This window comes from Streptomyces saintjeani (assembly GCF_055409605.1).
The window spans coordinates 9,396,095-9,416,947 of the sequence record NZ_CP189624.1 but is presented as its reverse complement, the minus strand read 5'-3'; the positions used below and the strand labels follow the sequence as shown (position 1 = coordinate 9,416,947).

The following is a 20,853-nucleotide window of genomic DNA, read 5'->3' as shown; positions in this document are numbered from 1 at the left end:
TGACCGGCCGGCCGGTCGTGGTGGGCACGTCGGCAAGCCCGTCCCCGGACCAGGTCGAGCCAGGCCCGGCGGCGCCGGGCGTCGAGGGCGGCCCAGGCACCCCGAGTGTCCGGCGGGCCGGCGAACGTCGGGAACGGACGTGCAGAAGTCTCCGTCGAGTTCCAGGTCGAGCAGATCCGCCCCGGCGTAGGTCCCGCGCCGGGGTTCCCCGAACAGCCCTTCGCCTCGCCGCGGACCCCCCGGACGGGCCCGCTCTCCGTCCCGGTCAGGGACGTCCGGCGGGGAGCCGGACGGTGAACGTCGTCGCTCCCTGGCGGCTGTCGAGGGTGGCATCGCCTCCGTGGGCCTGGGCCACCGCCGCGACGATCGACAGGCCGAGGCCGGTGCCGCCCTGGGCGTCCTCGGTGCGGCGGCGTTCCCCGTGGGTGAAGCGTTCGAACACGCGGGGTGCCATGTCCTCGGGGATGCCGGGGCCGTCGTCGTGGACCGTGAGGAGCGCCTCAGAGCCGTCGGTGGCCAGGGAGACGGTGACCGTCGTGCCGGGGGGCGTGTGCAGGCGGGCGTTGGCCAGGAGGTTCGCGGGGATCTGGTGGAGGCGGTGGGCGTCGCCGGTCACGGTGACCGGGTCCTCGGGGAGTTCCAGGGCCCAGCGGTGTCCGGGCCCGGCGGCCTGGGCGTCCGTGACGGCGTCCAGGACGAGACGGGTCAGGTCGACGGGGTGGTGTTCGAGGGGGCGGCCGGCGTCGAGGCGGGCGAGCAGGAGCAGGTCGTCGACCACCTCCCCCATGCGCGCGGCCTCGGCCTCGATGCGCTCCAGGGCCCGGGTCACCTCCGGCGGCACGGGTCCGGGGTGCAGGAGCGCCAGTTCGGCGTGCCCGCGTACCGAGGCGACCGGGGTGCGCAGTTCGTGGCTGGCGTCGGCGGCGAAGCTCCGCAGCCTCTCCTGGCTCGCGTGCCGTTCGCCCAGCGCGTTCTCGACGTGGCGCAGCATGGTGGCGAAGGCGTCGGCGAGCTGTCCGACCTCGCTGCGGGGGTCCGCCTCGGGCGGGCGCGGCCACTGGTCCAGTTCGCCGCCGGCCAGCGGGAGTTCGCTGACCCGGGTGGCGGTGGCGGCGACCTTGCCGAGCGGTCTCAGCGACCAGCGCACCCACAGGGCGCCCGCGACTCCGGTGGCGGCGAGGGCGGCGCCGAAGACGACGGCGCAGACGAGTTCGAGGCGGTGGACGGCGGCCTCGACGGGCTCGGTCGGCAGTCCGGTGACCAGGACGTCGCCGTCGCGGCCCGCGCTCGCCAGCACCCGGTAGTCGCCGAGCGCCGACAGGCCGACGGTGCGTCCCCGGCCGTCGGCGGGCAGCCTTGCGAGTTCCCGCAGGTCACGCGCGCCGAGGGGGACGGTACGGGTGCCGCCGCCGGAGGCGACCACCGCGGCGCTCGTGACAGCCCCGTCGACCAGGCGGGCGCCGAAGGTCCCGGCGGGCTGGAGGCGGGTGTCGCCGTCCTCGTCCCCGTCGTGGTCCGAGGGCAGGGTCCCGCCGTGTTCCAGGCTCGCCGGGAACCGGGCGCCCGCGTCGCGCAGTTGCTGGTCGAGGCGGCCGGTGAGGAAGCCGTCCAGTTCCAGGACGGCGGCGACGCCGACGGCCGCGCAGCTGACCGCGAGCAGCACGACGAGCCCGGCGGTGAGGCGGGCGCGCAGGGTGTGCGGCCAGGACGGGCGCCGTCTCACGGAGCCGCCGGTTTGAGGACGTACCCGGCGCCGCGCACCGTATGGATCATGGGCGGGCGGCCCGTGTCGACCTTTTTGCGCAGGTAGGAGATGTACAGCTCGACGACATGGGCCTGCCCGCCGAAGTCGTAGGACCACACGCGGTCCAGTATCTGCGCCTTGCTGAGCACCCGGCGCGGGTTGTGCATGAGCAGGCGCAGCAGCGCGAACTCCGTCGGGGAGAGCTCGACGAGGTCGCCGCCGCGGGTGACCTCGCGGGCCTCCTCGTCCATGACGAGGTCACCGACGGTCAGGCGCGGCCCGTCCTCCCGCTGGCGGGCCATGCCGGCCCGGCGCAGCAGGCCGCGCAGCCGGGCGACGACCTCGTCGAGGCTGAAGGGTTTCGTCACGTAGTCGTCGCCGCCCGCGGTGATCCCGGCGATGCGGTCCTCGACGCCGTCGCGCGCGGTGAGGAACAGCACGCACACGTCGGGCCGGACGGTGTGCAGGTCGCGCAGGACGGTGAAGCCGTCGGTGTCGGGGAGCATGACGTCCAGGACGACGGCGTCCGGCAGCAGCGCGCGGGCCTGGGCGGCGGCCGAGGCGCCGTCGCCCGCCGTACGGACCTCCCATCCCTCGTAGCGCAGGGCGCCCGAGAGCACCTCCGCGAGGTCGGGGTCGTCGTCGACGACGAGGACGCGCGGCGGGGTGCCGTCGGGGCGGGTCAGGGCGGGGCGGCCGAAGCCCCGGGAGCGGGAAGTGTTCATCTCGTCTCCCAGCATGCGCCCTGCGGGCGGGCCACGCCGACGCCGCGAACCTCTGAGTTCGCTCTGAGTCCCGGACCGCCGCGCACCCGTCCGGCCTGGGGTCCCGCGCCGCCGTACGCCCCGGCTGAGAGGAGACGCAGAGGTCGAGCCGTCAGGGTCGGACCCGTACGGACCACGCGAGGACCACGAAGAGAGGTCACCCGGATGACGACGGTGCACCCACGGCACATCTCCCCCGCCGGGCCTGTCCTCGCCGTCCTGTGGGCCGGGGCCGCCGCCGTGCTCGCCCTGTGGTGGCAGGACACCGGCCCGGTCGTCGGGGCGGCGGGCTGGCTGACGGGGGCCGGGCGGATCGCCGGGCTCCTGTGCGGGTACGGCTGCGCCGTCCTCGTCGGTCTGATGGCGCGCGTCCCGTTCCTGGAGCGGCGGGTCGGCACGGACCAGGTGTCGCGCTTGCACGCGATGGCGGGCCGCCTCACGGTGTCCCTGCTGGTGGCGCACGTCGTGCTGATCCTGGCCGGGTACGCCGCCCAGGACGGCGTCCCGCTGGTCCAGGAGACGATCACGGTGGTCCTCGACTACCCGGAGATGCTCAAGGCCACCGCCGGGGCGGCCGTACTCGTCGCCGTCGGGGCCGTCTCGGCGCGCGCGGTGCGCCGCCGGGTCGGCCACGAGTTCTGGTACGTCACCCACCTCCTGACGTACGCCGCCGTGTTCCTGTCCTTCGGCCACCAGCTCGCTCTGGGCGCCGACTTCGTGGGCCACCGTCCCGCGCAGATCGCCTGGTACCTGCTGTACGGGGGTGTCGCCGCGCTGGTGGTGTGGTTCCGGGTCCTCACCCCCGTACGGCTCAACCTGCGCCACCGGCTGCGCGTCGACTCGGTGCGCCCGGAGGCGCCCGGCGTGCACTCGGTCCTCGTGCGGGGCCGACGCCTGGACGAACTCGGCGCGCTGCCGGGCCAGTTCCTGCGCTGGCGGTTCCTCGCCCAGGGCCTGCGCTGGACGTCCACGCCGTACTCCCTGTCGGCGCCGCCGCGTCCGGAGCTGCTGCGGATCACCGTCAAGGCGCTCGGCGACCACAGCGCGGCCGTCGCCCGGCTGCGGCCCGGCACCCGGGTGTGGGCGGAGGGCCCCTACGGCGCGCTGACCGCCGGCCGGGGGACCGCGCCGAGGTCCCTGCTCGTCGCGGGCGGCGTCGGGATCACCCCGCTGCGGGCCCTGTTCGAGACGCTGCCCGGCGAGGTCACCCTCCTGTACCGCGCCCGCACGGCCGCGGATCTGGCGCTGCGCGGCGAGCTGGAGGAGATCGCGCGGTGGCGTGGCGCGCGGGTGCTGTACGCGCTGGACGGGCCGGCCGGCCGGCGCCCCGACCTGTCGGCGCCCGCCCTGATCGCGGCCGTCCCCGGCCTGTCCGGCCAGGACGTGTACCTGTGCGGGCCGCACGGCTTCGCCCAGGACCTGTACGAGGCGCTGCGCGCCGCCGGGGTCCCCGACCGCCGTATCCACCACGAGTCGTTCGAACTGTGAGGCCGCCGTGCACCCGTTGAGAAGGCGTCACCCCCTGCGCCGTCTGGTCCTGACGAGCGCGGCGACCGTGTCCGGGCTGGTCCTGCTGCTGTCCCTGAAGCCGCACACGACGCCGGGCGCCACCACTGCCGGAACCGTTCCCCTGCCGTCCACCGCTACGGGCACGGCCACCGGCGCCTCGGCGCCCACCCGCTACGGGCCCGTCCAGGTCCGGGTCACCGTCAGCGCCGGACGCATCACCGGCGTGACCGTCCTGGCCCACCCGGACGGCAACCCCCGCGACGAGCAGATCAACGCGTACGCCGTCCCCCGGCTCACCCAGGAGACCCTGACCGCGCAGAGCGCCCACGTCGACACGGTCTCCGGGGCCACGTACACCAGCGGGGGCTACCGCCGGTCCCTCCAGTCGGCGCTGGACTCCCTGACCGGCTGACCCGCGGACCAGGGCCGGTCGGCCCGGGGGACGAGGCTCGGCGGCGTCGTGAACGGTCTCGCGGAAAGTGGTGCCATGGCGAAGGCACGGTTACTCGATGCGCGGCGGGCGGATGTTCGAAGCGGAGTTCCGCCGCTACCTGCTGCGGTTCGTGCACCTGTTCCCCGAGTTCGCGTCCATGGCGGGCATCCACCGCACCCGCCGCCACCAGTACGGCTCCCTCGTCCGGCCGCTCACCGCGTGGCTCGGCGAGCAGGGCGTCACCGTGCACACGGGCTGCCGGGTCACCGACCTCGGGTTCGCGCCCGGGGTCCGCAGCGGCACGGTGGACGCGATCCACCTGAGCCGGCACGGCCGTGCGGAGCGGATCGCGGTGGCTCCCGAGGACCTGGTGTTCGTCACCAACGGGTCGATGACCGACGCCTCCAGCCTCGGTACGCACACCTCGGCGCCGCCGCCCGCGCCGGAGCGTTCGGACGCCTGGCTGCTGTGGCACCACCTGCCGTTCGACGCCGGCACCCGCGAGCGGATCCTCGCCACCTCCACGGCCGTACCGTGCGTGATGCCGTACATCACCAGCCAGTTCCTGGTCCGCCGGCACGGGGACCGGCCCGAGGTCGTCCCGGCAGCGGCGCTGGAGACCATGCACCGGCGATGAGGAACAGCCGGTCCGGGCACGTTCCCGGACCGGTGTCCTCGGCTTTCGGCCTTTCGCTCACGCCGGTTCGGGCACCACCGCGACCGCGCAGGGGCTGTGGTGCAGGACCCCGTGGGCGATGCGGCCGAGTTGGAGGCCGGTGTGTCCTGAGTGGCGGCGGGCACCCACGACGAGGAGGTCGGCGCCCTTGGCGGCGGTCAGGAGGGCCGTGCGGGCGGGGCCTTCGACCGTGCGCCGGTTCACGTCCGCGGGCGCGTTCTTCAGTGCCTGCTCCAGTGCCTCGGCCGCGTGCTGTTCGTGCAGCCGGGCCGGTTCCCCGGCGAGCAGCGGGTGGTCGGTGGACTCGCGGGCGGGGCAGCGCCAGGCGCGTACGGCGTCCAGGGCGGCGTGCCGCAGCCGGGCTTCCTGGACGGCGAAGTCCAGGGCCGCCGAGTCCGTGCCCCGCTCGCCGATGCCGACCACCACGCGCCCCTGCGGTTCGTGGTCGCCGCGTACGACGATCACCGGGCAGGCGGCGCGGGCGGCGACGGCCAGGCTGACCGAGCCGAGGAGCAGTTCCGCCAGCCCGCCGCGCCCCCGGGTGCCGACCACCAGCAAGGACGCCTCGCGGCCCTCGCGGATCAGCGCGTACTCGGGTTCCTCGGGCAGGACGTCGAGGGAGACCTCAAGGCCGGGCCTGCGCAGCGCCGCCCGGTGTTCGGCCGTACGCAGGATGTCCTCGGCGGTGACCCGTTCGGCGGGCCTGCCGAGGTCCTCGGCCAGGGAGGAGCCTTCGTAGCGCTCCCACAGGGAGGCGTGGACCAGGCGCAGCGGGGCGGCGCGCAGCGCGGCTTCGTCGGCCGCGAAGTCGACGGCGTGCAGGCTGGATGCGGAGCCGTCCACGCCGACGACGACCGGGAGTGTCATCGCCCTCACCACCCCGCGCCCAGGTCGAACACGATCCGCGCCCTGACCTCGCCGCGCAGCACCTCGCCCATCGCGTCGTTGACGGCGTCGAGCGGACGGGTCTCGTAGCGGACCTCGGTGCGGCCGGCCGCGTGCAACTGGAAGACCTCGGCGAGGTCCTGCCGGGTGCCGACGATCGAGCCGATCACGCTGATGCCGTTGAGGACGGTGTCGAAGATCGGCAGCCGGACCGTGCCGTGCGCGGGCAGGGCGACCATGACGAGCTTGCCGCCGCGCCGCAGCCCGGCGCTGACGGCCTCGAAGGCGGCGTCGTCCACCGCGAGGGCGATCGCGGCGTGGGCCCCGCCGTGCCGTTTCAGGACCTCGCCGACGTTCTCCTTGCGGGCGTCGATGACGAGGTCGGCGCCGAGGCGTGCGGCGAGGTCGAGCTTGTCGTCGGTGACGTCGATCGCGGCGACGGTGGCCCCGGCGAGCTTGGCGTACTGCACGGCGAGGTGCCCGAGCCCGCCGATCCCGGAGACGGCGACGAGCTGCGCGGGCCGTACCCCCGCGACCTTGAGCGCCTTGTACGTGGTGACGCCGGCACAGGTCAGCGGCGCGGCGTCGAACGGGGAGACCCCCTGGGGCACCGGCTGCGCGAAGTCGGCCCAGGCGAGCATCTTCTCCGCGTACCCGCCGTCGCAGCCGTACCCGGTGTTGACCTGCGCCTCGCACAGCGTCTCCCACCCGGACAGGCAGTGCTCGCACCGCCCGCACGCCCGGCCCAGCCACGGTACGGCGACCCGCTGCCCGACGGCGAGCGTGGTGACGCCCTCGCCGAGCGCCTCGACCAGCCCGACGCCCTCGTGCCCGGGGACGAACGGCGGGGCCGGCTTCACGGGCCAGTCGCCGCGCGCGGCGTGGATGTCGGTGTGGCACAGCCCGGACGCCTCGACCAGGACGCGGACCTGGCCGGGGCCGGGCTGCGGGTCGGGGCGGTCCTCGATGACCAGGGGCTCGCCGAAAGCTCGTACGACCGCTGCCTTCATGGGGTTTCCTCCTTCACTTGTGGGGGACGACGGCGACGGGGGCCGCGCAGTGGTGCAGGACGGCGTGGGTGACGTGGCCGATGTGGGTGCCGAACGGGTTGTGGCGGGTACGGCGTCCGACGACGACCAAGGACGCGTCGCGGGCGGCGTCCACGAGCCGGACGGCGGGGCTGCCGAAGCGGACCTGCTCGGTGACCTCCACGCCGGGGTGATCGCGGCGCCAGGGGCGCAGGGTCTCGGCCAGCTTCTCGGCCTCGCCCTGGAGGAGGGCTTCGTGCAGGGCCGGGTCGGCGGGGGTGCCGTACGCGACGTACGGGGGCGGGTTCCAGGCGTGCACCACGCGCAGGGGTGCGGCGCGGCGGGCGGCGGTCTCGAAGGCAAAGGCGATCAGGGCGGCGTCCGGGTGGTCCGTGTCCAGGCCGAGGACGACGGGGCCGGTGGAGATCCGCGGGTCCTTCTTGACGAAGACCACGGGGTGCTGGGCGTGGGCCAGGACGCTGAGGCCGACGGAGCCGAGCAGGAAGCCGACGGCCCCGCCGAGGCCGCGTGAGCCCAGGACGAGGAGTTCGGTGTCCTTCGCCGCCTCGATCAGGGCGTCGGCGGGGTGGCCGGTGACCTGCGTGGTGGTCACCTCGATGCCGGGGTGGCTCAGCCGGAGGCCGGCGGCTGCTTCGCGGGGGATGCTGTCGGTCCAGTGCTGCTGGTTCTCGGGGCCCAGGAGCGGGGCGTGGGCCATGGGGGCGGCGACCGGCTCCCAGACCTGGACGAGGTCGAGCGGGAGGCCGAGTGCGGCGGCCCATTCGGCGGCGGCGAGGCTTTCGGGGGAGCCGTCGAGGCCGACGGTGACGGTACGGGGCATGGTGGTCGTCTCCTTGATGGGCGCGGTGGGCCGAGGGAGCGGGCCCACCGCGCGTCCGGGGTGGTCAGCGCAGCCAGGCGTGGTCGCGGACGACCGGGAGGCGGGCCCACGCGCGTCCGAGGCCGAGGGCGTCACCGGCGGCGAAGGCCGCGAGGGCGATCAGGACGATCGCGTAGACGAGGTGGTAGTCGGCGAACGGGTTCGTCGACATGCTGGCCGTGCCGTCGGAGAGGTGCTTCGCGGGCGGCCACTCGGCGATCCACATGAACGCCATCAGCGCGGTCCCCGCGACAGCGGCGATCCGCAGGGCGACACCGGCGCTCAGCGCGAGGCCGATCCCGAGGAGGGCCAGCATGAACAGCCAGTCCGCCCAGGCGTCCCCGGCCCAGGAGTGGAACGTCGACTCCATCGGGCCCGCCGCGACATGCGACAGGAACCCCTTCGTCGGCGAGCCCCCGTCGATCCAGCCCTTGCCGGACGCGGTGGCGTAACCGAAGCCGAACGTCTTGTCCAGGAACGCCCACAGGAACACGAACCCGGTGACCAGCCGCAACGACGCGAACGCGTACGCCGACACGGAGTGCGTGCGCACGGCCTCGCCCGCGCGGGTACGGAGGAGCGGGAGACGGTGGGGGTGCTCGTGCACGGCCATGGCGGTGGTTTCCCTTCGAGGATGGTCAGGTCGTTGCCCGACACCCCTCACCCTTCTCCCCCAGCGTCACCACCGCCGGATGCCGAAGGTCCGCCGCCGGGGGCCGAACGGCCCTGTCCTCCGGGACCGTTCAGCGCGATGCTCGCGTCCGGTCGTACCGAGGCGGATCATGAGGAACCCCGGCGGAAGGCAGGAGATGCCCGAGGACAGGCACGCCCCCCGATGGCACCGGCTGGCGCCCGGTCTCGTCACGCTGCGGGGCTACCGGCGTACGTGGCTGACCGGCGACCTGCTCGCCGGGGTGACGGTGGCCGCGTACCTGGTGCCGCAGGTCATGGCGTACGCGGGGGTGGCGGGGCTGCCGCCGGTCGCCGGGCTGTGGGCGATCCTGCCCGCGCTCGGGCTGTACGCCGTGTTCGGTTCCTCGCGGCTGCTGTCGGTGGGCCCGGAGTCGACGACCGCGCTGATGACGGCCACGGTGGTCGCGCCGCTCGCGGCCGGTGATCCCGGGAGGTACGCGTCGCTCGCGGCGGCCCTCGCGGTGACGGTCGGCCTGCTGTGCCTGGCCGCGCGCGCGGTACGGCTGGGCTTCCTCGCGGACCTGCTGTCGCGCCCGGTCCTCATCGGCTACCTGACCGGCGTGGCCCTGATCATGATGGTGGACCAGCTGCCGAAGCTGACCGGCGTCCGCACGTCCGGCGAGGAGTTCCTCCCCCAGCTGTGGTCCTTCGTCCGCCACGTCCCGGACGTCCACCCGGCGACCGCGATCCTGTCCGCCGTCACCCTGGCGTTCCTCCTCCTGACGGCCGCGCGGTCCGTCCCCGGCCCGCTGGTCGTGGTCGTCCTGTCCACGGCCGCCGTCGCGGTGTTCGACCTCGACGAGCGGTACGGCCTGAAGGTGATCGGCGAGGTCCCGTCCGGCCTGCCGGGCCCGGCCCTCCCCGACCTCGGCGAACTCCCGCACCTGGTGCTGCCCGCGCTGGGTGTGCTGCTGGTCGCCTACACGGACTTCGTGCTGACCGCGCGGGCGTTCAGTGACGGTCCCGGGGTCGACGCCGACCAGGAGTTCCTGGCGCTGGGCGCGGCCAACCTCGGCGCGGGCGTCCTGCACGGCTTCCCGGTGTCGAGCAGCGCGAGCCGTACCGCGCTGGCCGCCTCGGCGCGTGCCCGCAGCCAGGCGTACTCGCTGGTCGCGGGCGCGCTGGTGCTGGCCGTGCTGTTGTTCCTGAGCCCGCTGCTGACCCGGATGCCCTCGGCGGTCCTCGGCGCGCTCGTCGTGTACGCGGCGACCCGGATGATCGACCTCGCGGGTTTCCGGCGCCTGGCGTCCTTCCGCCGCCGCGAACTGCTCCTGGCGCTGGGCTGTCTGGCCGGGGTGCTGGCGCTGGACATCCTGTACGGGGTGATCGTGGCCGTCGGCCTGTCGGTGGCGGAGCTGCTGAGCCGGGTGGCGCGTCCGCACGACGCGGTCGAGGGGCTGGTGCCGGGGGTGGCCGGCATGCACGACGTCGACGACTATCCGCAGGCCCGTACGGTCCCCGGGCTGCTGGTGTACCGCTACGACTCGCCCCTGTTCTTCGCGAACGCGGAGAACTTCAGGCACCGGGCGCTGGCCGCCGTCGACGGACAGACCACTCCCGTGCGCTGGTTCGTCCTCAACGCGGAGGCCAACGTCGAGGTCGACATCACCGCGCTGGACGCCGTCGACGAGCTGCGCCGTGAACTCGGCCGCCGGGGTGTGGTGTTCGCGCTCGCCCGGGTGAAGCAGGATCTGCTGGCCGACCTGCGGGCGTACGGGCTGGTGGAGTCGGTCGGCGAGGAGTGGATCTTCCCTACGCTGCCGACGGCGGTGGCGGCGTACCGGGCCTGGGAGGGGCGTCAGTAGGCGGGCACCCCGTGGGCCCGGAAGCGGGCGCGGACGCTCTCGGTGAGGTCCGGGGACGGGGTCGGGGTGCCGCGCAGCGGGAAGGGGATGCCGAGGGTGTCGTACTTGTGGGCGCCGAGCTTGTGGAAGGGCAGGACGTCGACGCGGTCGACCGTGCCGAGGCCGGCGACGAAGCGGGCCAGGCCGTCGACGGCGTCGGGGTCGTCGGTCCAGCCGGGGACCAGGACGTATCTGATCCACATCGGGACGCCGAGTCCGTCGAGGCGGGTCGCGAAGGTGAGGGTGGGGGCGAGGTGGGCGCCGGTCAGGCGCCGGTAGGTCCGGATGTCGAAGGACTTGATGTCCAGCAGGACGAGGTCGGTGCGGGCGAGGAGGGTGTCGTCGGCGCGGGCGCCGAGGAAGCCGGAGGTGTCGAGGGCGGTGTGCAGTCCGAGCGCCTTGCAGCGGCGCAGGATCTCGCCGGTGAAGGCGGGCTGGAGGAGCGGTTCGCCGCCGGTGAGGGTGACGCCGCCGCCCGAGGCGGTGAGGAAGGGGCGGTGCTGTTCGATCCTGGCCATCACCTCGTCGGCGGTCGTCTCCCGGCCGTCGCGCAGGTGCCAGGTGTCGGGGTTGGCGCAGTACAGGCAGCGCAGCGGGCAGCCGGAGAGGAACAGCACGAACCGGGTCCCGGGACCGTCCACGCCGGTGGACAGGTCCCAGGAGTGGATCCGGCCGGTCGTGGCGGTCACAGCGAGCCGTGGAAGGTGCGGCTGATCACGTCGAGCTGCTGCTCGCGGGTCAGACGGACGAAGTTGACGGCGTACCCGGAGACGCGGATCGTCAGGTCCGGGTACTTCTCCGGGTGGTCCATGGCGTCCTGGAGGGTGGCGCGGTCGAGGACGTTGACGTTCATGTGGAAGCCGCCGGTGGCCGTGTAGGCGTCGAGGATGCCGACCAGGTTCCCCGCGCGTTCGGCGGGGTTGTGGCCCAGGCCCTCCGGGGTGATGGTCGTGGTGAGGGAGATGCCGTCGCGGGCCTGCTCGTACGGCAGTTTCGCCACCGACAGCGCGGAGGCGGCGACGCCGTGCCGGTCGCGGCCGTTCATCGGGTTGGCGCCGGGCGCGAAGGGCTGTCCGGCGCGGCGGCCGTCGGGGGTGTTGCCGGTGTGCTTGCCGTAGACGACGTTCGAGGTGATCGTCAGGACGGACTGGGTGTGCTCGGCGTCCCGGTACGTGGGGTGGCGGCGCACCTTCGCCATGAACGACTCGACGAGGCCGACGGCGATCCGGTCGGCGCGGTCGTCGTTGTTGCCGTACGCGGGGAAGTCTCCCTCGGTGCGGAAGTCGACGGCGAGGCCGGTGGCGTCCCGGAACACCTTCACGCGCGCGTGCTTCACGGCCGAGAGGCTGTCGGCGGCGACCGACAGGCCCGCGACGCCGCACGCCATGAAGCGGTGCACGGGGTGGTTGTGCAGGGCCATCTCCAGGCGCTCGTAGGCGTACTTGTCGTGCATGTAGTGGATGACGTTCAGGGTGTTGACGTAGGTCGCCGCCAGCCAGTCGAGGACCTTGTCGTACGCCGCGGACAGCTCCTCGTACTCCAGGTACTCCCCCGTCAGCGCGGGCGCCGGGGGCGCGATCTGGTCGCCGGTCATCTCGTCCCGGCCGCCGTTGACGGCGTACAGCAGGGCCTTGGCGAGGTTGACGCGGGCGCCGAAGAACTGCATCTGGCGGCCCACCGTCATGGCGGAGACGCAGCAGGCGATCGCGGTGTCGTCGCCGGTGTGCGGGCGGGTCAGGTCGTCGGACTCGTACTGGACGGCGCTGGTGTCGATGGAGACCTGGGCGCAGAACTCCTTGAAGGGGGCGGGCAGTCGGGGCGACCACAGCACGGTGAGGTTGGGTTCCGGGGCGGGGCCGAGGTTGTACAGGGTCCGGAGGAAGCGGAAGGAGGTGCGGGTGACCAGCGTGCGGCCGTCGCCGCCCATGCCGCCGATCGACTCCGTCACCCAGGTCGGGTCGCCGGAGAAGAGGGCGTCGTACTCGGGGGTGCGCAGGAAGCGGACGATGCGGAGCTTGATGACGAAGTCGTCGATCAGTTCCTGGGCGCGGGTCTCGTCGAGGACGCCGTCCGTCAGGTCCCGCTGGAGGTAGACGTCCAGGAAGGTGGAGGTGCGGCCGAGGGACATCGCGGCGCCGTTCTGTTCCTTCACCGCCGCGAGGTAGCCGAGGTAGAGCCACTGGACGGCCTCGTGCGCGGTGGCGGCGGGGCGGGAGACGTCGCAGCCGTAGGAGGCGGCCATCGTGGTGAGTTCGCCCAGCGCCCTGATCTGCTCGGCGAGTTCCTCGCGGTCGCGGATGACGTCGGGGCTGGAGGGGCGGGCGTCCAGCAGGGCCCGCTCCGCCTTCTTGGCCTCGGTCAGCCGGTCCGTGCCGTACAGGGCGACGCGCCGGTAGTCGCCGATGATCCGTCCGCGTCCGTAGGAGTCGGGCAGGCCGGTGATGACGCCGGCCCGGCGGGCGGCGCGCATCTCGGGGGTGTACGCGTCGAAGACGCCGTCGTTGTGGGTCTTGCGGTACGTCCCGAAGACCCTCGTCACGAACGGGTCGGGCTCGTAGCCGTACGCCCGCAGGCCGCTCTCCACCATGCGCAGGCCGCCGTTGGGCATGATCGCGCGCTTGAGGGGCTCGTCCGTCTGGAGGCCGACGATCAGCTCGCGGTCGCGGTCGATCCAGCCGGGGGCGTGGGAGGTGATCGTGGAGGGGGTGGCGGTGTCGACGTCGAGGACGCCACGGGCGCGTTCCTCGGGGAACAGCGCGCTGACCTTCTCCCAGACGGCGCGGGTGCGGTCGGTGGGGCCGGCCAGAAAGTCCGCGTCGCCCTCGTACGGGGTGTAGTTGGCCTGGATGAAGTCGCGCACGTCGATCCGCTCCCGCCAGCCGCTCCCCTCGAAGCCCCGCCAGGCCGTCCGGCTGTCCGCCGCCGTGGTCACGGTCATCGCCGTTCCTCTCCTCGTACCTCGTGTCCGGCTCTTCGATGCTCGCAGCCGTGATCACCCAGAGGGAGTGCCGGACAGGGTCCGCAGGGGGGCCGTTCGGCCCTGAGCACGGTGACGGTGGCGGGACCGCGGGACTGACCGCTGTCAGCGGGTCCCAGAAGGCGGTCTCGTTGGTGTGAAGGTTCTCCAGGGCCATCAGTCGATCACCTGAATCCCGACGATCCGCACCCCACCGCGCCGCCGGAGGCACGGAAACGCCGTCCGACGAGCTGGGGATCGCGCGGCCCGCCGGGTCTCACCGGTCCGGTCCACCGGCACCGCCACGGTCGCCGGCCTGGTGCCCGGCGAGCGGCGGGCCACCGCCTACGGGCTCTTCGCCGGTGGGGCGACGGCCGGCAGCCCACCATCGTCGCCGAGAAGTCCATGACATCCCCGTCCGAGACCTTGATCCGCGGGGCACCGGCACAGCCATGCGCGCAAGACCTTCCGCTCTGCGGCAGGTCGGGGTCGTCCTGGCGAACGGGCTGCCAGGCTGGGCGAGTTGGGTCATAATGTGGTCATGTCCACGGTTTTGGATGGGGAGTTCGTCGACGGAACGCCCGTGAGGTTCCTGCTGACCGAGACTCCGGACGGATACGCGTCCGAGCAGGACGACGACCTTCCCGAGGGCATGGGGACCGTCGTCCCGGTGGCCTCCGGGAGGCGGGCCGCCGCCGAGTTCACGGCAGGTGCTCTGCGTCTGGCGCTGCGCCCGCTGGGGCCGCTTCTGCAAGAGGTGCACGACGCCGTGCGGGCTGTGCCCGAGCCGCCCAGCGAGCTGAGTGTGACTTTCGGAGTGCAGGTCGGGCAGGACCTGAGGCTCGGGATCGTCAACGGAAGCGGGCAGGCTCATCTCACGGTCACCGCCACCTGGACAACGGTCCCGGCCGACTCGGACCCGACTGCGGCGGAGTGAGCGGTGAGCTGGTTCCTGGACGAGACGGCCTCGGACGAGGATCCGGTTCACCATGTGGTCTCGGTGCGTCGCACGGACACCGACCGGATCGCGGGTGCGGGCGTCGTCGTCGGCGCCGACGCGGTCCTGACCTGTGCCCACGTCGTCAACGACGCGCTGGGCCGCCCTTGGTCCGACCCCCGCGATCCGGACCTCAGGACGATCCCGGTGGAACTGCACGGCACTCTCGGCTCCCGCCGGTACTACGCGCATGTCGAACACTGGATCCCGCCGCGTTCCGCGAACGGCGAGAGGGTCCGCACGGGCGCCCACACCTGGCTCGGTGACCTGGCGGTGCTGCGGCTCGAAGGGACGTCGCACGACCTGCCCGCGCCACCGCGCAGGACCGCGATGACGCTCCACCAGCGGGCGGTGGCCTGGCACGGCAGCGCCCGCCGGGAGACGTTCGCCGAGGTCACCGTCACCCTGATCGCGGGCCCCGTGGGCTACGTCGACGGGGCACCCACCGGGAAGGCCGTCAGTCCCGGTTACAGCGGCAGCCCCTTGTGGTCCGTGGACCACCACGCCATGGTCGGCCTGATCGCCGCTCACATCATGCCGGGCCGGGACCCGGTCTCCGGGTCGTCCGGGTCGTACAGCCCTCAGGACACGATCCGGCGCAGCCTGGTCATCCCCTGGCAGCGCATCGAGGACGAACTGCGCCCGCTGGGTGTGCTGGACGTCGCGGCGCCCGATGTGTTCGACCCCGACGAGCCCGCCCTCGGGGTGCTGGCGGATCTCCTGGCGGAGTTGCTGCCCCCGGGCAACGGACGCGTCGAGTACGGCCGGCGGCTGGCCCGGTCCTGCGGTGTCCGGTACGCGAGCGACGTCACCCCGCCGACGCCCGAGGAGTTCGCCGCGTTCCTCTTCACACATCCACGCGCCCTGCCCGCCCTCACCGCTCTTCTGCGGGGTGAAGCCGGCAGCGGCGCCGACCGTGTCCTGGCAGCGGCCGGTCTCGTGCCGGCCGCCCTGCTGCTGACCCCACAGGAGTACGCCGGACTCCGCGGGCATCTGTTGCTCATGGACCGCGCGGACCGCGGGCGACTGGCCGAGGCGGTGCGCGCCGCTCTCCCTCACCTTGCCGTCTACCCCGACGGCAAGGATCTCGACAGTCTGGTCGGACAGTTGGAGGCGCTGCCCGGGGACGGCCGCCTCACCGACGGGGAACGAAGGGTTCCGGCGCTGCTGCGCGCCATGGAGTACGTCGCCGAGCTGTGCGCGGAGCCTCTCCGGGCGGAACTGCGGCTGTGGACGAAGGGGGTGGCCGCGCGGCTCGGCGTCGCGCGGGGCGCCCTGGCCGAGCGGCGGGAGGACGCCTTGGTGTGGGCCCGCTCGGCGCGGGAGCGTTCCGTGCGCGTGCGGGTGCTGGTGGAGGTCACCCGGGCCCGGCCGGGCCGGCATCGGCTGGGGATCTGGTGCGACGAGGGGTCCGGGCCGCGGCGGGTGTCGAACGAGAGCGTCGTGTCGTACACGCCGTCGGAGGCGGCCCGGGAGGTGTTGCGGGTCGTCACCTCCCTCTCGCCCGCCGCCGAGGGCGCCCCGCCGCCGATGGTCGAGGTGCTCGTGGACCGGGACAGCCTCGACCTGCCCGTCGACGAGTGGGCGGCGCGGATGCCGGGAGAACTCGTGCCCGGGGTGCTCGGGGTGGAGTTCCCGGTGGTCGTGCACTGTCCCGAACTGCTGCGCCGGCACGGGCGTTTCCTGTCCCACTGGCGTGCCAGATGGAGCCGGCTCGACTCGGGTGGACCGTTCACGGTCGACGAGTCCGTCAGTCCTGACACGGTCTACCCGGAACTGGTCAACCGGCTCGACACGGTCTGCGTCTTCGTGGATGTACCGCCCGGTCCGTCCCGACGCAGGATCGTGCAGACCTGCCTCGTCCTGGGTATCCCTGTGGTGGTGTGGGACCGCGGCTCGAACGGGAGGTCGCATGTCGTCAAGTGCATGGCCGAGGTCGCCACGCGGGAGCTGCCGGACGAAGTGCGCGGCTACCGCGCGAACGTTCTGGCCGGACGGCCCGGGTTCCCCGGCCGTCCGGTCCTCGCCTGGGCCGACGCAGACCGCGCCGTGCCCCGATTACAGCTGAGCGAGCCACAGGAGAGCGCATGACATCCGCGTCCGGTTCCGAGGCTGACTGGCGCCTCTTCCGGGGCGACAACGTTCCGAGGTCCGTCGCCCTCCCGTCCGCCCCGCCGTGGCGCCGCTTCTCGCCGGTCCCGGGGCTGGGCCCGACACGGCCGTACCTCATCGAGCCCCGGCACGCCGACGTCGTCAGTGCCGCGCTCCATCTGCGCCGCCCGCTGCTGGTCACCGGACCGGCCGGGACCGGCAAGTCGTCCCTGGCCCACGCGATCACGCACGAGCTGGGTCTGGGCGAGCTGCTGCACTGGCCGGTCAACAGCCGCTCCACCGTGGAGGAGGCCCTCTACGACTACGACGCGATCGGCCGTCTGCACGAGGCGGCGCTCAGTCGGGACCGCGGCGAACGCGAGCCGTCCATCGGCACGTTCGTCCGCCTCGGCCCGCTCGGCACCGCGCTCGTGCCGACGGCCGCGCCGCGCTGTCTGCTCATCGACGAGATGGACAAAGGGGACGTCGACCTGCCCAACGACCTGCTCACCGTCTTCGAGGAGGGCGTCTTCGAGATCGGGGAACTCTCCAGGCTCCCGGAGGACATGGCCGACGTCGAGGTGCAGACCCACGACCACGGCGGCACGGTCCGGGTGCACCGGGGGCGCGTCCGGTGCACGGAGTTCCCCGTCGTCGTCATCACCAGCAACGGTGAGCGGGACTTCCCGCCCGCGTTCCTGCGCCGGTGTGTCCGGCTCGACCTGCCGGTGCCGGACGCGGACCGGTTGCGGGCCATCGTCGCGGCACATCTGGGTGAGGAGGCCATGCGCGAGGCGGACGACCTGATCGAGGCGTTCCTGGGCCGCCGTGCGCCTGGTGAGCTCGCCACCGACCAACTGCTCAACGCCGTCTTCCTGCGCACGGGCGGTGTCGACCTGGACGCGGAAGGGCTGCTCGACGCCGTGCTGCACCAGCTGACCGGGGCTCTGTGACGATGGCGACTGGGGAGGGGCCGCTGGGAGAGGCCCTACGGATTCTCCAGGCGTGCGGGCACGGCATGCAGGAACTCGACGCCGACCAGATCCTCGACGTCCTGTGGCTGGCCCGCCGACTGCCCGCCGGCGCGGACTCCCCCCTGTCTCCACGACCGGCCTCGCCGCTCGCGCAGCCCGCTCCCCCGCCCGCTCCCGAGCCGGACCGGACCGCCGTCGAGCCCCGGCAGCCCGACCCCGACGATCCGGACCTGCCCGACCTCATCCCCTCGGCCCTGTACGGAGCCGCTCGCCAGGCACCAGCGGTCCCGTCGCTCGGGTCGCGGCCCATATCCCGCAAGGCGATGCCGGTCCGTGTCCCCGAGGACAAGGCACTCGGCGACGAACTCGCCGTGGGCCGCGCGCTGAGACCGCTGCGGCTTCGCAGCAGCAGCCGCCATCGTGTGGAGATCGACGAGAAGCGCACCGCCGCCCGATTCGCCGAGACCGGCTTGCCGGAGGTGGTGCAGCGCCCGGTGCGAGAACGCCGGCTGCACCTCGCTCTGCTCGTGGACGACGGCCTGTCCATGCTGCTGTGGCACCGGCTCGGTGCCGAACTGCGGGTCCTGCTGGAGCGGCTGGGCGCCTTCGCCACCATCCGGGTGTTCGGCCTCGACACGCGGGGCCGCGAGCCGTGCCTGCACGCGGGCGCGTTCAAGCCCGACAGTCCCGGAGTGCCGCTCTCCGCGATCAACGACCCGTCGGGCCGGACTCTCGTCCTGGTCGTCAGCGACGGCATGGGAGCCGCATGGCGCACCGGCACCCTGCACAGTCTGCTGGCCGGGCGGGCGGCGCACGGGCCGGTCGCGGTCCTGCACACCCTGCCGCCCGAGCTGTGGGAGGCGTCCGGTATCGCCGCCGAGCACTGGCAGGTCACCACCCGGCGGATCGGCAGCCCCGGCATGTTCTGGGGGATCACCGATCCGGTGCTGCCTCCTGAGCTGGCCGTCTTCGAGGGGATACCGGTAGCCGTCCTGGAGCCGACCGTCACGTCCCTGCACCGCTGGGCACGGCTGCTCGCCTCACCCGGCGCCACCGCGGAGTTGCCGCTGCTCGACCGTCCCGACCCGTACGGGGCCGTCGCCGCGCCGCGCGAGGCCGGCAGCGCCCAGCATTTCCGGGACGCGGCCACTCCGGAGGCGTACCGCCTGGCGGCCCATCTCGCGGCGGTGTCCCCGCTGTCGGTGCCGGTGATGCGGCTGGTGCAGCGCGAGGTGCCGGCGGCACGGCCCTCGCACCTGGCGGAAGTATTCCTCGGCGGCCTGATCCGGCCGCATCCCGCGCCCGTGCCGGGGCCGTTGCCCGCGAAACACCGGGTGTTCGACTTCTCCGAGGACACCAAGGCGGTCCTGCTGCACGCGGTTCCGCAGGCCGAGCTCCTGCGCACCGGCCGCCTGATCGGCCGTCGGCTGGAGGAACTGGCCGGCAGATCCCCCGACTTCCCCTCCTGGCTGGCCCACCCCGAGGGCTCCGCCCAGTTGCCCGCCGCACACCAGCCGTTCACCAGCGTCGAGCGGCGGCTGCTCAGCCGGTTCGGGGTGTCCTTCGAGCGCGGCTCACCGCTGCCGGGCCCGGACCCGGAGCAGGCGGCCCCCGAAGCTGCCGACGACTGGGGACCGCTCACCGGCCAGGATCCCGTCCGGCTGGGCCCGTACGCGCTGCGCGGCCGGCGTCCGGGGAGGCGCACGCTGCTCTACCGGGCGGTCGCCGACGGTGGCGCGGAGGCCGTGCTGCGGGTCCCGCGGCCGGACCGGCCCGCCTCGAACGCGCGGTTGCTGGAGGTCGAGGCGCAGGCGCTGACCCGGCTCCGGGGACCGTACGCTCCGGCGCTGCTCGGGACCGGGTTCGAGGACTCCCCGCCGTGGCTCGCGATGACAGCGGTCGTGGACAGCGAGTCGCCCCGGGCACGCCCCGTCCACCTCGGTGAGTTCGTCGACGAGGCGTTCCGCCGCAGAGCCGCCCCCTTCGACACGCTCCGTGGTCTCCTGGTCGGGTACCACCTGGCCAGCGCCCTCGCCCAGTGCCACGCCTCGGGTCTGGTCCTCGCGGACCTCGGCGCCGACACCGTTTACGTGCTGCGCCGGACCGTCGTGCTGGGTGGCCTCTCGGACTGCGTCGTCGACGGGCAGCATCTGGGCGCGGGCCCCGTCCCCACGGCCGCGGACAACGTGCGCTCGCTGGGCGGGCTGCTCCAGCTCATCAGTACCAAGGCGGGGCTGCGGGTGCCGGGGCTGCCCGAGGGGATGCACCTGTGGCAGGGCGACACCTGGGAGCCGCTCAGGAAGCTGGTGCTGCGCTGCCAGGAGACGGATCCCGGGCTGCGGCCGACCGCGAGCGAGATCGCCGACGCGCTGGCCCGGTACGTCGCCCTGCACCGTCCCGGCGACGCTCAGGCCCACACCGTCGGCCGCGGCGACGCCCTCGCCCGGGTTCCGCTCGCCCTGCCTCAGGAGACCCCCGGTGATCTCCCGCTGCGGTTGCCGCGTCTCGGCCCGGGACGCCGGGAGGCGGAGGCCCGTATGGGGAGACTGCGGGTTCTGCTGCCGTACAGCAGGCGGCTGACTCTGATCGGCGCGGGCCCGCACAGCGGGCGGGCCACGACGGCGGTGATGCTGGGCTCCGTCCTCGCCACCGTGCGGGGCGAGCCGGTCCTGGCCCTCGACGGCGCTCCCTCGGAGGGGGCGCTCGACAGATTCCTCACCGACCGCAACCCGGCCACCCTGCGGGATCTCGCCGCCCTGCGGACCGGTCCGGCGTACGCGGACATCCGCGCCCTCACCACACGGCTCGCGTCCGGCCTCCAGATCGCCGCCCATCGTCCGGGCCGCTACACCCCCAACCCGTTGCACGCACAGGAGTACACGCGCGTGCTGGAACACACGGCGCCGTACTACTCCTTCGTGCTCACCGACTGGTCACCCCGCCTCCTGGGCTGGTCGGCCGACGCCGTCCTGAATCACACGGACCGGCTGATCCTGTGCTGCGGCTCCCACGGCCTGTCCCTCGACGGGGCATTCCGCACGCTCGACGCGCTGCGCGACAGCGGACACCAGCATTTGGTCGACGAGGCCGTTCTGGTGACCACGCTTCTCGACAGCGCTGCGCGCACCCGGTTGTACACGAGCTTCGTCCAGGAGCTGGGCATCGGTCCCGCCCGGACGGTCCGGATTCCCTTCGACAACGCGCTGCGCTCGACCCACTGGGCGCCGGACCGGCTGCGGGCGTCGACGACGCGCGCCTTCCTGGACCTCGCGGAACTGGTCGTCGCGTCCCCCTGATCCGCTCCGGACTCCCCGCGTCGTCGCTTCGGCTCGCGTGCCGAACGCGGAACGGGACCTTCAGCGCGCGCGACAGACCGTGG

At 73.6% G+C, this 20,853-nt stretch carries 16 protein-coding genes; 8 read left to right on the top strand and 8 right to left on the bottom strand.

The genetic code is table 11. The features are described 5' to 3' along the window. Positions 1–265: 265 nt before the first annotated feature. Positions 266–1,723 (bottom strand): sensor histidine kinase, encoded by a 1,458-nt coding sequence (locus tag ACQCO7_RS42235; protein ID WP_464076811.1) that lies wholly within the window; start codon positions 1,721–1,723, stop codon positions 266–268. Continuing rightward, entirely contained in the window at positions 1,720–2,469 is a 750-nt protein-coding gene (locus ACQCO7_RS42230) for a response regulator transcription factor (protein ID WP_464076810.1), read from the bottom strand. The genes ACQCO7_RS42235 and ACQCO7_RS42230 overlap by 4 nt, the downstream gene beginning before the upstream one ends. A 204-nt stretch (positions 2,470–2,673) precedes the next feature. Here ACQCO7_RS42230 and ACQCO7_RS42225 point away from each other — a divergent pair, with 204 nt between their 5' ends. From ACQCO7_RS42225 to ACQCO7_RS42215, 3 genes are all read left to right on the top strand, one after another. Continuing rightward, entirely contained in the window at positions 2,674–3,996 is a 1,323-nt protein-coding gene (locus ACQCO7_RS42225) for a ferredoxin reductase family protein (protein ID WP_464076809.1), read from the top strand. Between the two features lie 7 nt (positions 3,997–4,003). Beyond that, positions 4,004–4,429 carry an FMN-binding protein gene (locus ACQCO7_RS42220; protein ID WP_464076808.1) on the top strand — a complete coding sequence of 142 codons (426 nt, stop codon included), beginning with the start codon at positions 4,004–4,006 and terminating at the stop codon, positions 4,427–4,429. Between the two features lie 97 nt (positions 4,430–4,526). Beyond that, positions 4,527–5,087 (top strand): oleate hydratase, encoded by a 561-nt coding sequence (locus ACQCO7_RS42215; RefSeq protein WP_464076807.1) that lies wholly within the window; start codon positions 4,527–4,529, stop codon positions 5,085–5,087. 57 nt (positions 5,088–5,144) lie between these two features. Here the strand turns inward: ACQCO7_RS42215 and ACQCO7_RS42210 are convergent, their stop codons facing one another. From ACQCO7_RS42210 to ACQCO7_RS42195, 4 genes are all read right to left on the bottom strand, one after another. After that, a complete protein-coding gene (locus ACQCO7_RS42210; RefSeq protein ID WP_464076806.1) occupies positions 5,145–5,993 on the bottom strand; it encodes a universal stress protein in 849 nt (282 codons plus the stop codon). A 5-nt stretch (positions 5,994–5,998) separates the two neighbouring features. Continuing rightward, positions 5,999–7,021, bottom strand: coding sequence for a zinc-dependent alcohol dehydrogenase (locus ACQCO7_RS42205; protein WP_464076805.1), 1,023 nt, complete (start codon positions 7,019–7,021; stop codon positions 5,999–6,001). Positions 7,022–7,034: 13 nt separating this feature from the next. Next, a complete protein-coding gene (locus tag ACQCO7_RS42200; protein WP_464076804.1) occupies positions 7,035–7,880 on the bottom strand; it encodes a universal stress protein in 846 nt (281 codons plus the stop codon). Positions 7,881–7,944: 64 nt separating this feature from the next. Beyond that, on the bottom strand, positions 7,945–8,532 hold the full coding sequence (locus ACQCO7_RS42195) for a hypothetical protein (protein WP_464076803.1): 588 nt from the start codon (positions 8,530–8,532) through the stop codon (positions 7,945–7,947). A gap of 196 nt (positions 8,533–8,728) precedes the next feature. Between ACQCO7_RS42195 and ACQCO7_RS42190 the strand changes: the two genes are divergently transcribed. After that, entirely contained in the window at positions 8,729–10,417 is a 1,689-nt protein-coding gene (locus ACQCO7_RS42190) for a SulP family inorganic anion transporter (protein WP_464076802.1), read from the top strand. Here ACQCO7_RS42190 and pflA read toward each other — a convergent pair. Beyond that, the gene (gene pflA, locus ACQCO7_RS42185; protein WP_464076801.1) at positions 10,411–11,145 is read right to left on the bottom strand and encodes a pyruvate formate-lyase-activating protein; all 735 of its coding nucleotides are present in this window, start codon (positions 11,143–11,145) and stop codon (positions 10,411–10,413) included. The two genes, ACQCO7_RS42190 and pflA, sit on opposite strands and share 7 nt — an antisense overlap. Then, positions 11,142–13,394 (bottom strand): formate C-acetyltransferase, encoded by a 2,253-nt coding sequence (gene pflB / locus ACQCO7_RS42180; protein WP_464076800.1) that lies wholly within the window; start codon positions 13,392–13,394, stop codon positions 11,142–11,144. Before pflB ends, pflA begins: the two co-directional genes overlap by 4 nt. A gap of 559 nt (positions 13,395–13,953) precedes the next feature. On the opposite strand from pflB, the gene ACQCO7_RS42175 reads away from it, so the two are divergent. The 4 genes from ACQCO7_RS42175 to ACQCO7_RS42160 are packed head-to-tail and all read left to right on the top strand — an operon-like array spanning position 13,954 to position 20,770. After that, positions 13,954–14,349, top strand: a complete 396-nt coding sequence (locus ACQCO7_RS42175; RefSeq protein WP_464076799.1) for a CU044_2847 family protein — start codon at positions 13,954–13,956, stop codon at positions 14,347–14,349. 3 nt (positions 14,350–14,352) lie between these two features. After that, a complete protein-coding gene (locus ACQCO7_RS42170) occupies positions 14,353–16,500 on the top strand; it encodes a VMAP-C domain-containing protein (RefSeq protein WP_464076798.1) in 2,148 nt (715 codons plus the stop codon). Further along, the gene (locus ACQCO7_RS42165; protein WP_464076797.1) at positions 16,497–17,453 is read left to right on the top strand and encodes an AAA family ATPase; all 957 of its coding nucleotides are present in this window, start codon (positions 16,497–16,499) and stop codon (positions 17,451–17,453) included. The genes ACQCO7_RS42170 and ACQCO7_RS42165 overlap by 4 nt, the downstream gene beginning before the upstream one ends. A gap of 2 nt (positions 17,454–17,455) precedes the next feature. Beyond that, positions 17,456–20,770, top strand: coding sequence for an SAV_2336 N-terminal domain-related protein (locus ACQCO7_RS42160; protein WP_464076796.1), 3,315 nt, complete (start codon positions 17,456–17,458; stop codon positions 20,768–20,770). Positions 20,771–20,853: the final 83 nt, after the last annotated feature.

What these genes read in the sequence shown, in the direction of transcription:
- ACQCO7_RS42200 (WP_464076804.1), bottom strand. Translation starts at nt 7,880, where the DNA reads ATGCCCCGTACCGTCACCGTCGGCCTCGACGGCTCCCCCGAAAGCCTC.
- ACQCO7_RS42225 (WP_464076809.1), top strand. Translation starts at nt 2,674, where the DNA reads ATGACGACGGTGCACCCACGGCACATCTCCCCCGCCGGGCCTGTCCTC.
- ACQCO7_RS42205 (WP_464076805.1), bottom strand. Translation starts at nt 7,021, where the DNA reads ATGAAGGCAGCGGTCGTACGAGCTTTCGGCGAGCCCCTGGTCATCGAG.
- ACQCO7_RS42195 (WP_464076803.1), bottom strand. Translation starts at nt 8,532, where the DNA reads ATGGCCGTGCACGAGCACCCCCACCGTCTCCCGCTCCTCCGTACCCGC.
- pflB (WP_464076800.1), bottom strand. Translation starts at nt 13,394, where the DNA reads ATGACCGTGACCACGGCGGCGGACAGCCGGACGGCCTGGCGGGGCTTC.
- ACQCO7_RS42175 (WP_464076799.1), top strand. Translation starts at nt 13,954, where the DNA reads ATGTCCACGGTTTTGGATGGGGAGTTCGTCGACGGAACGCCCGTGAGG.
- ACQCO7_RS42160 (WP_464076796.1), top strand. Translation starts at nt 17,456, where the DNA reads ATGGCGACTGGGGAGGGGCCGCTGGGAGAGGCCCTACGGATTCTCCAG.
- ACQCO7_RS42215 (WP_464076807.1), top strand. Translation starts at nt 4,527, where the DNA reads ATGCGCGGCGGGCGGATGTTCGAAGCGGAGTTCCGCCGCTACCTGCTG.
- ACQCO7_RS42230 (WP_464076810.1), bottom strand. Translation starts at nt 2,469, where the DNA reads ATGAACACTTCCCGCTCCCGGGGCTTCGGCCGCCCCGCCCTGACCCGC.
- ACQCO7_RS42190 (WP_464076802.1), top strand. Translation starts at nt 8,729, where the DNA reads ATGCCCGAGGACAGGCACGCCCCCCGATGGCACCGGCTGGCGCCCGGT.
- ACQCO7_RS42210 (WP_464076806.1), bottom strand. Translation starts at nt 5,993, where the DNA reads ATGACACTCCCGGTCGTCGTCGGCGTGGACGGCTCCGCATCCAGCCTG.
- ACQCO7_RS42165 (WP_464076797.1), top strand. Translation starts at nt 16,497, where the DNA reads ATGACATCCGCGTCCGGTTCCGAGGCTGACTGGCGCCTCTTCCGGGGC.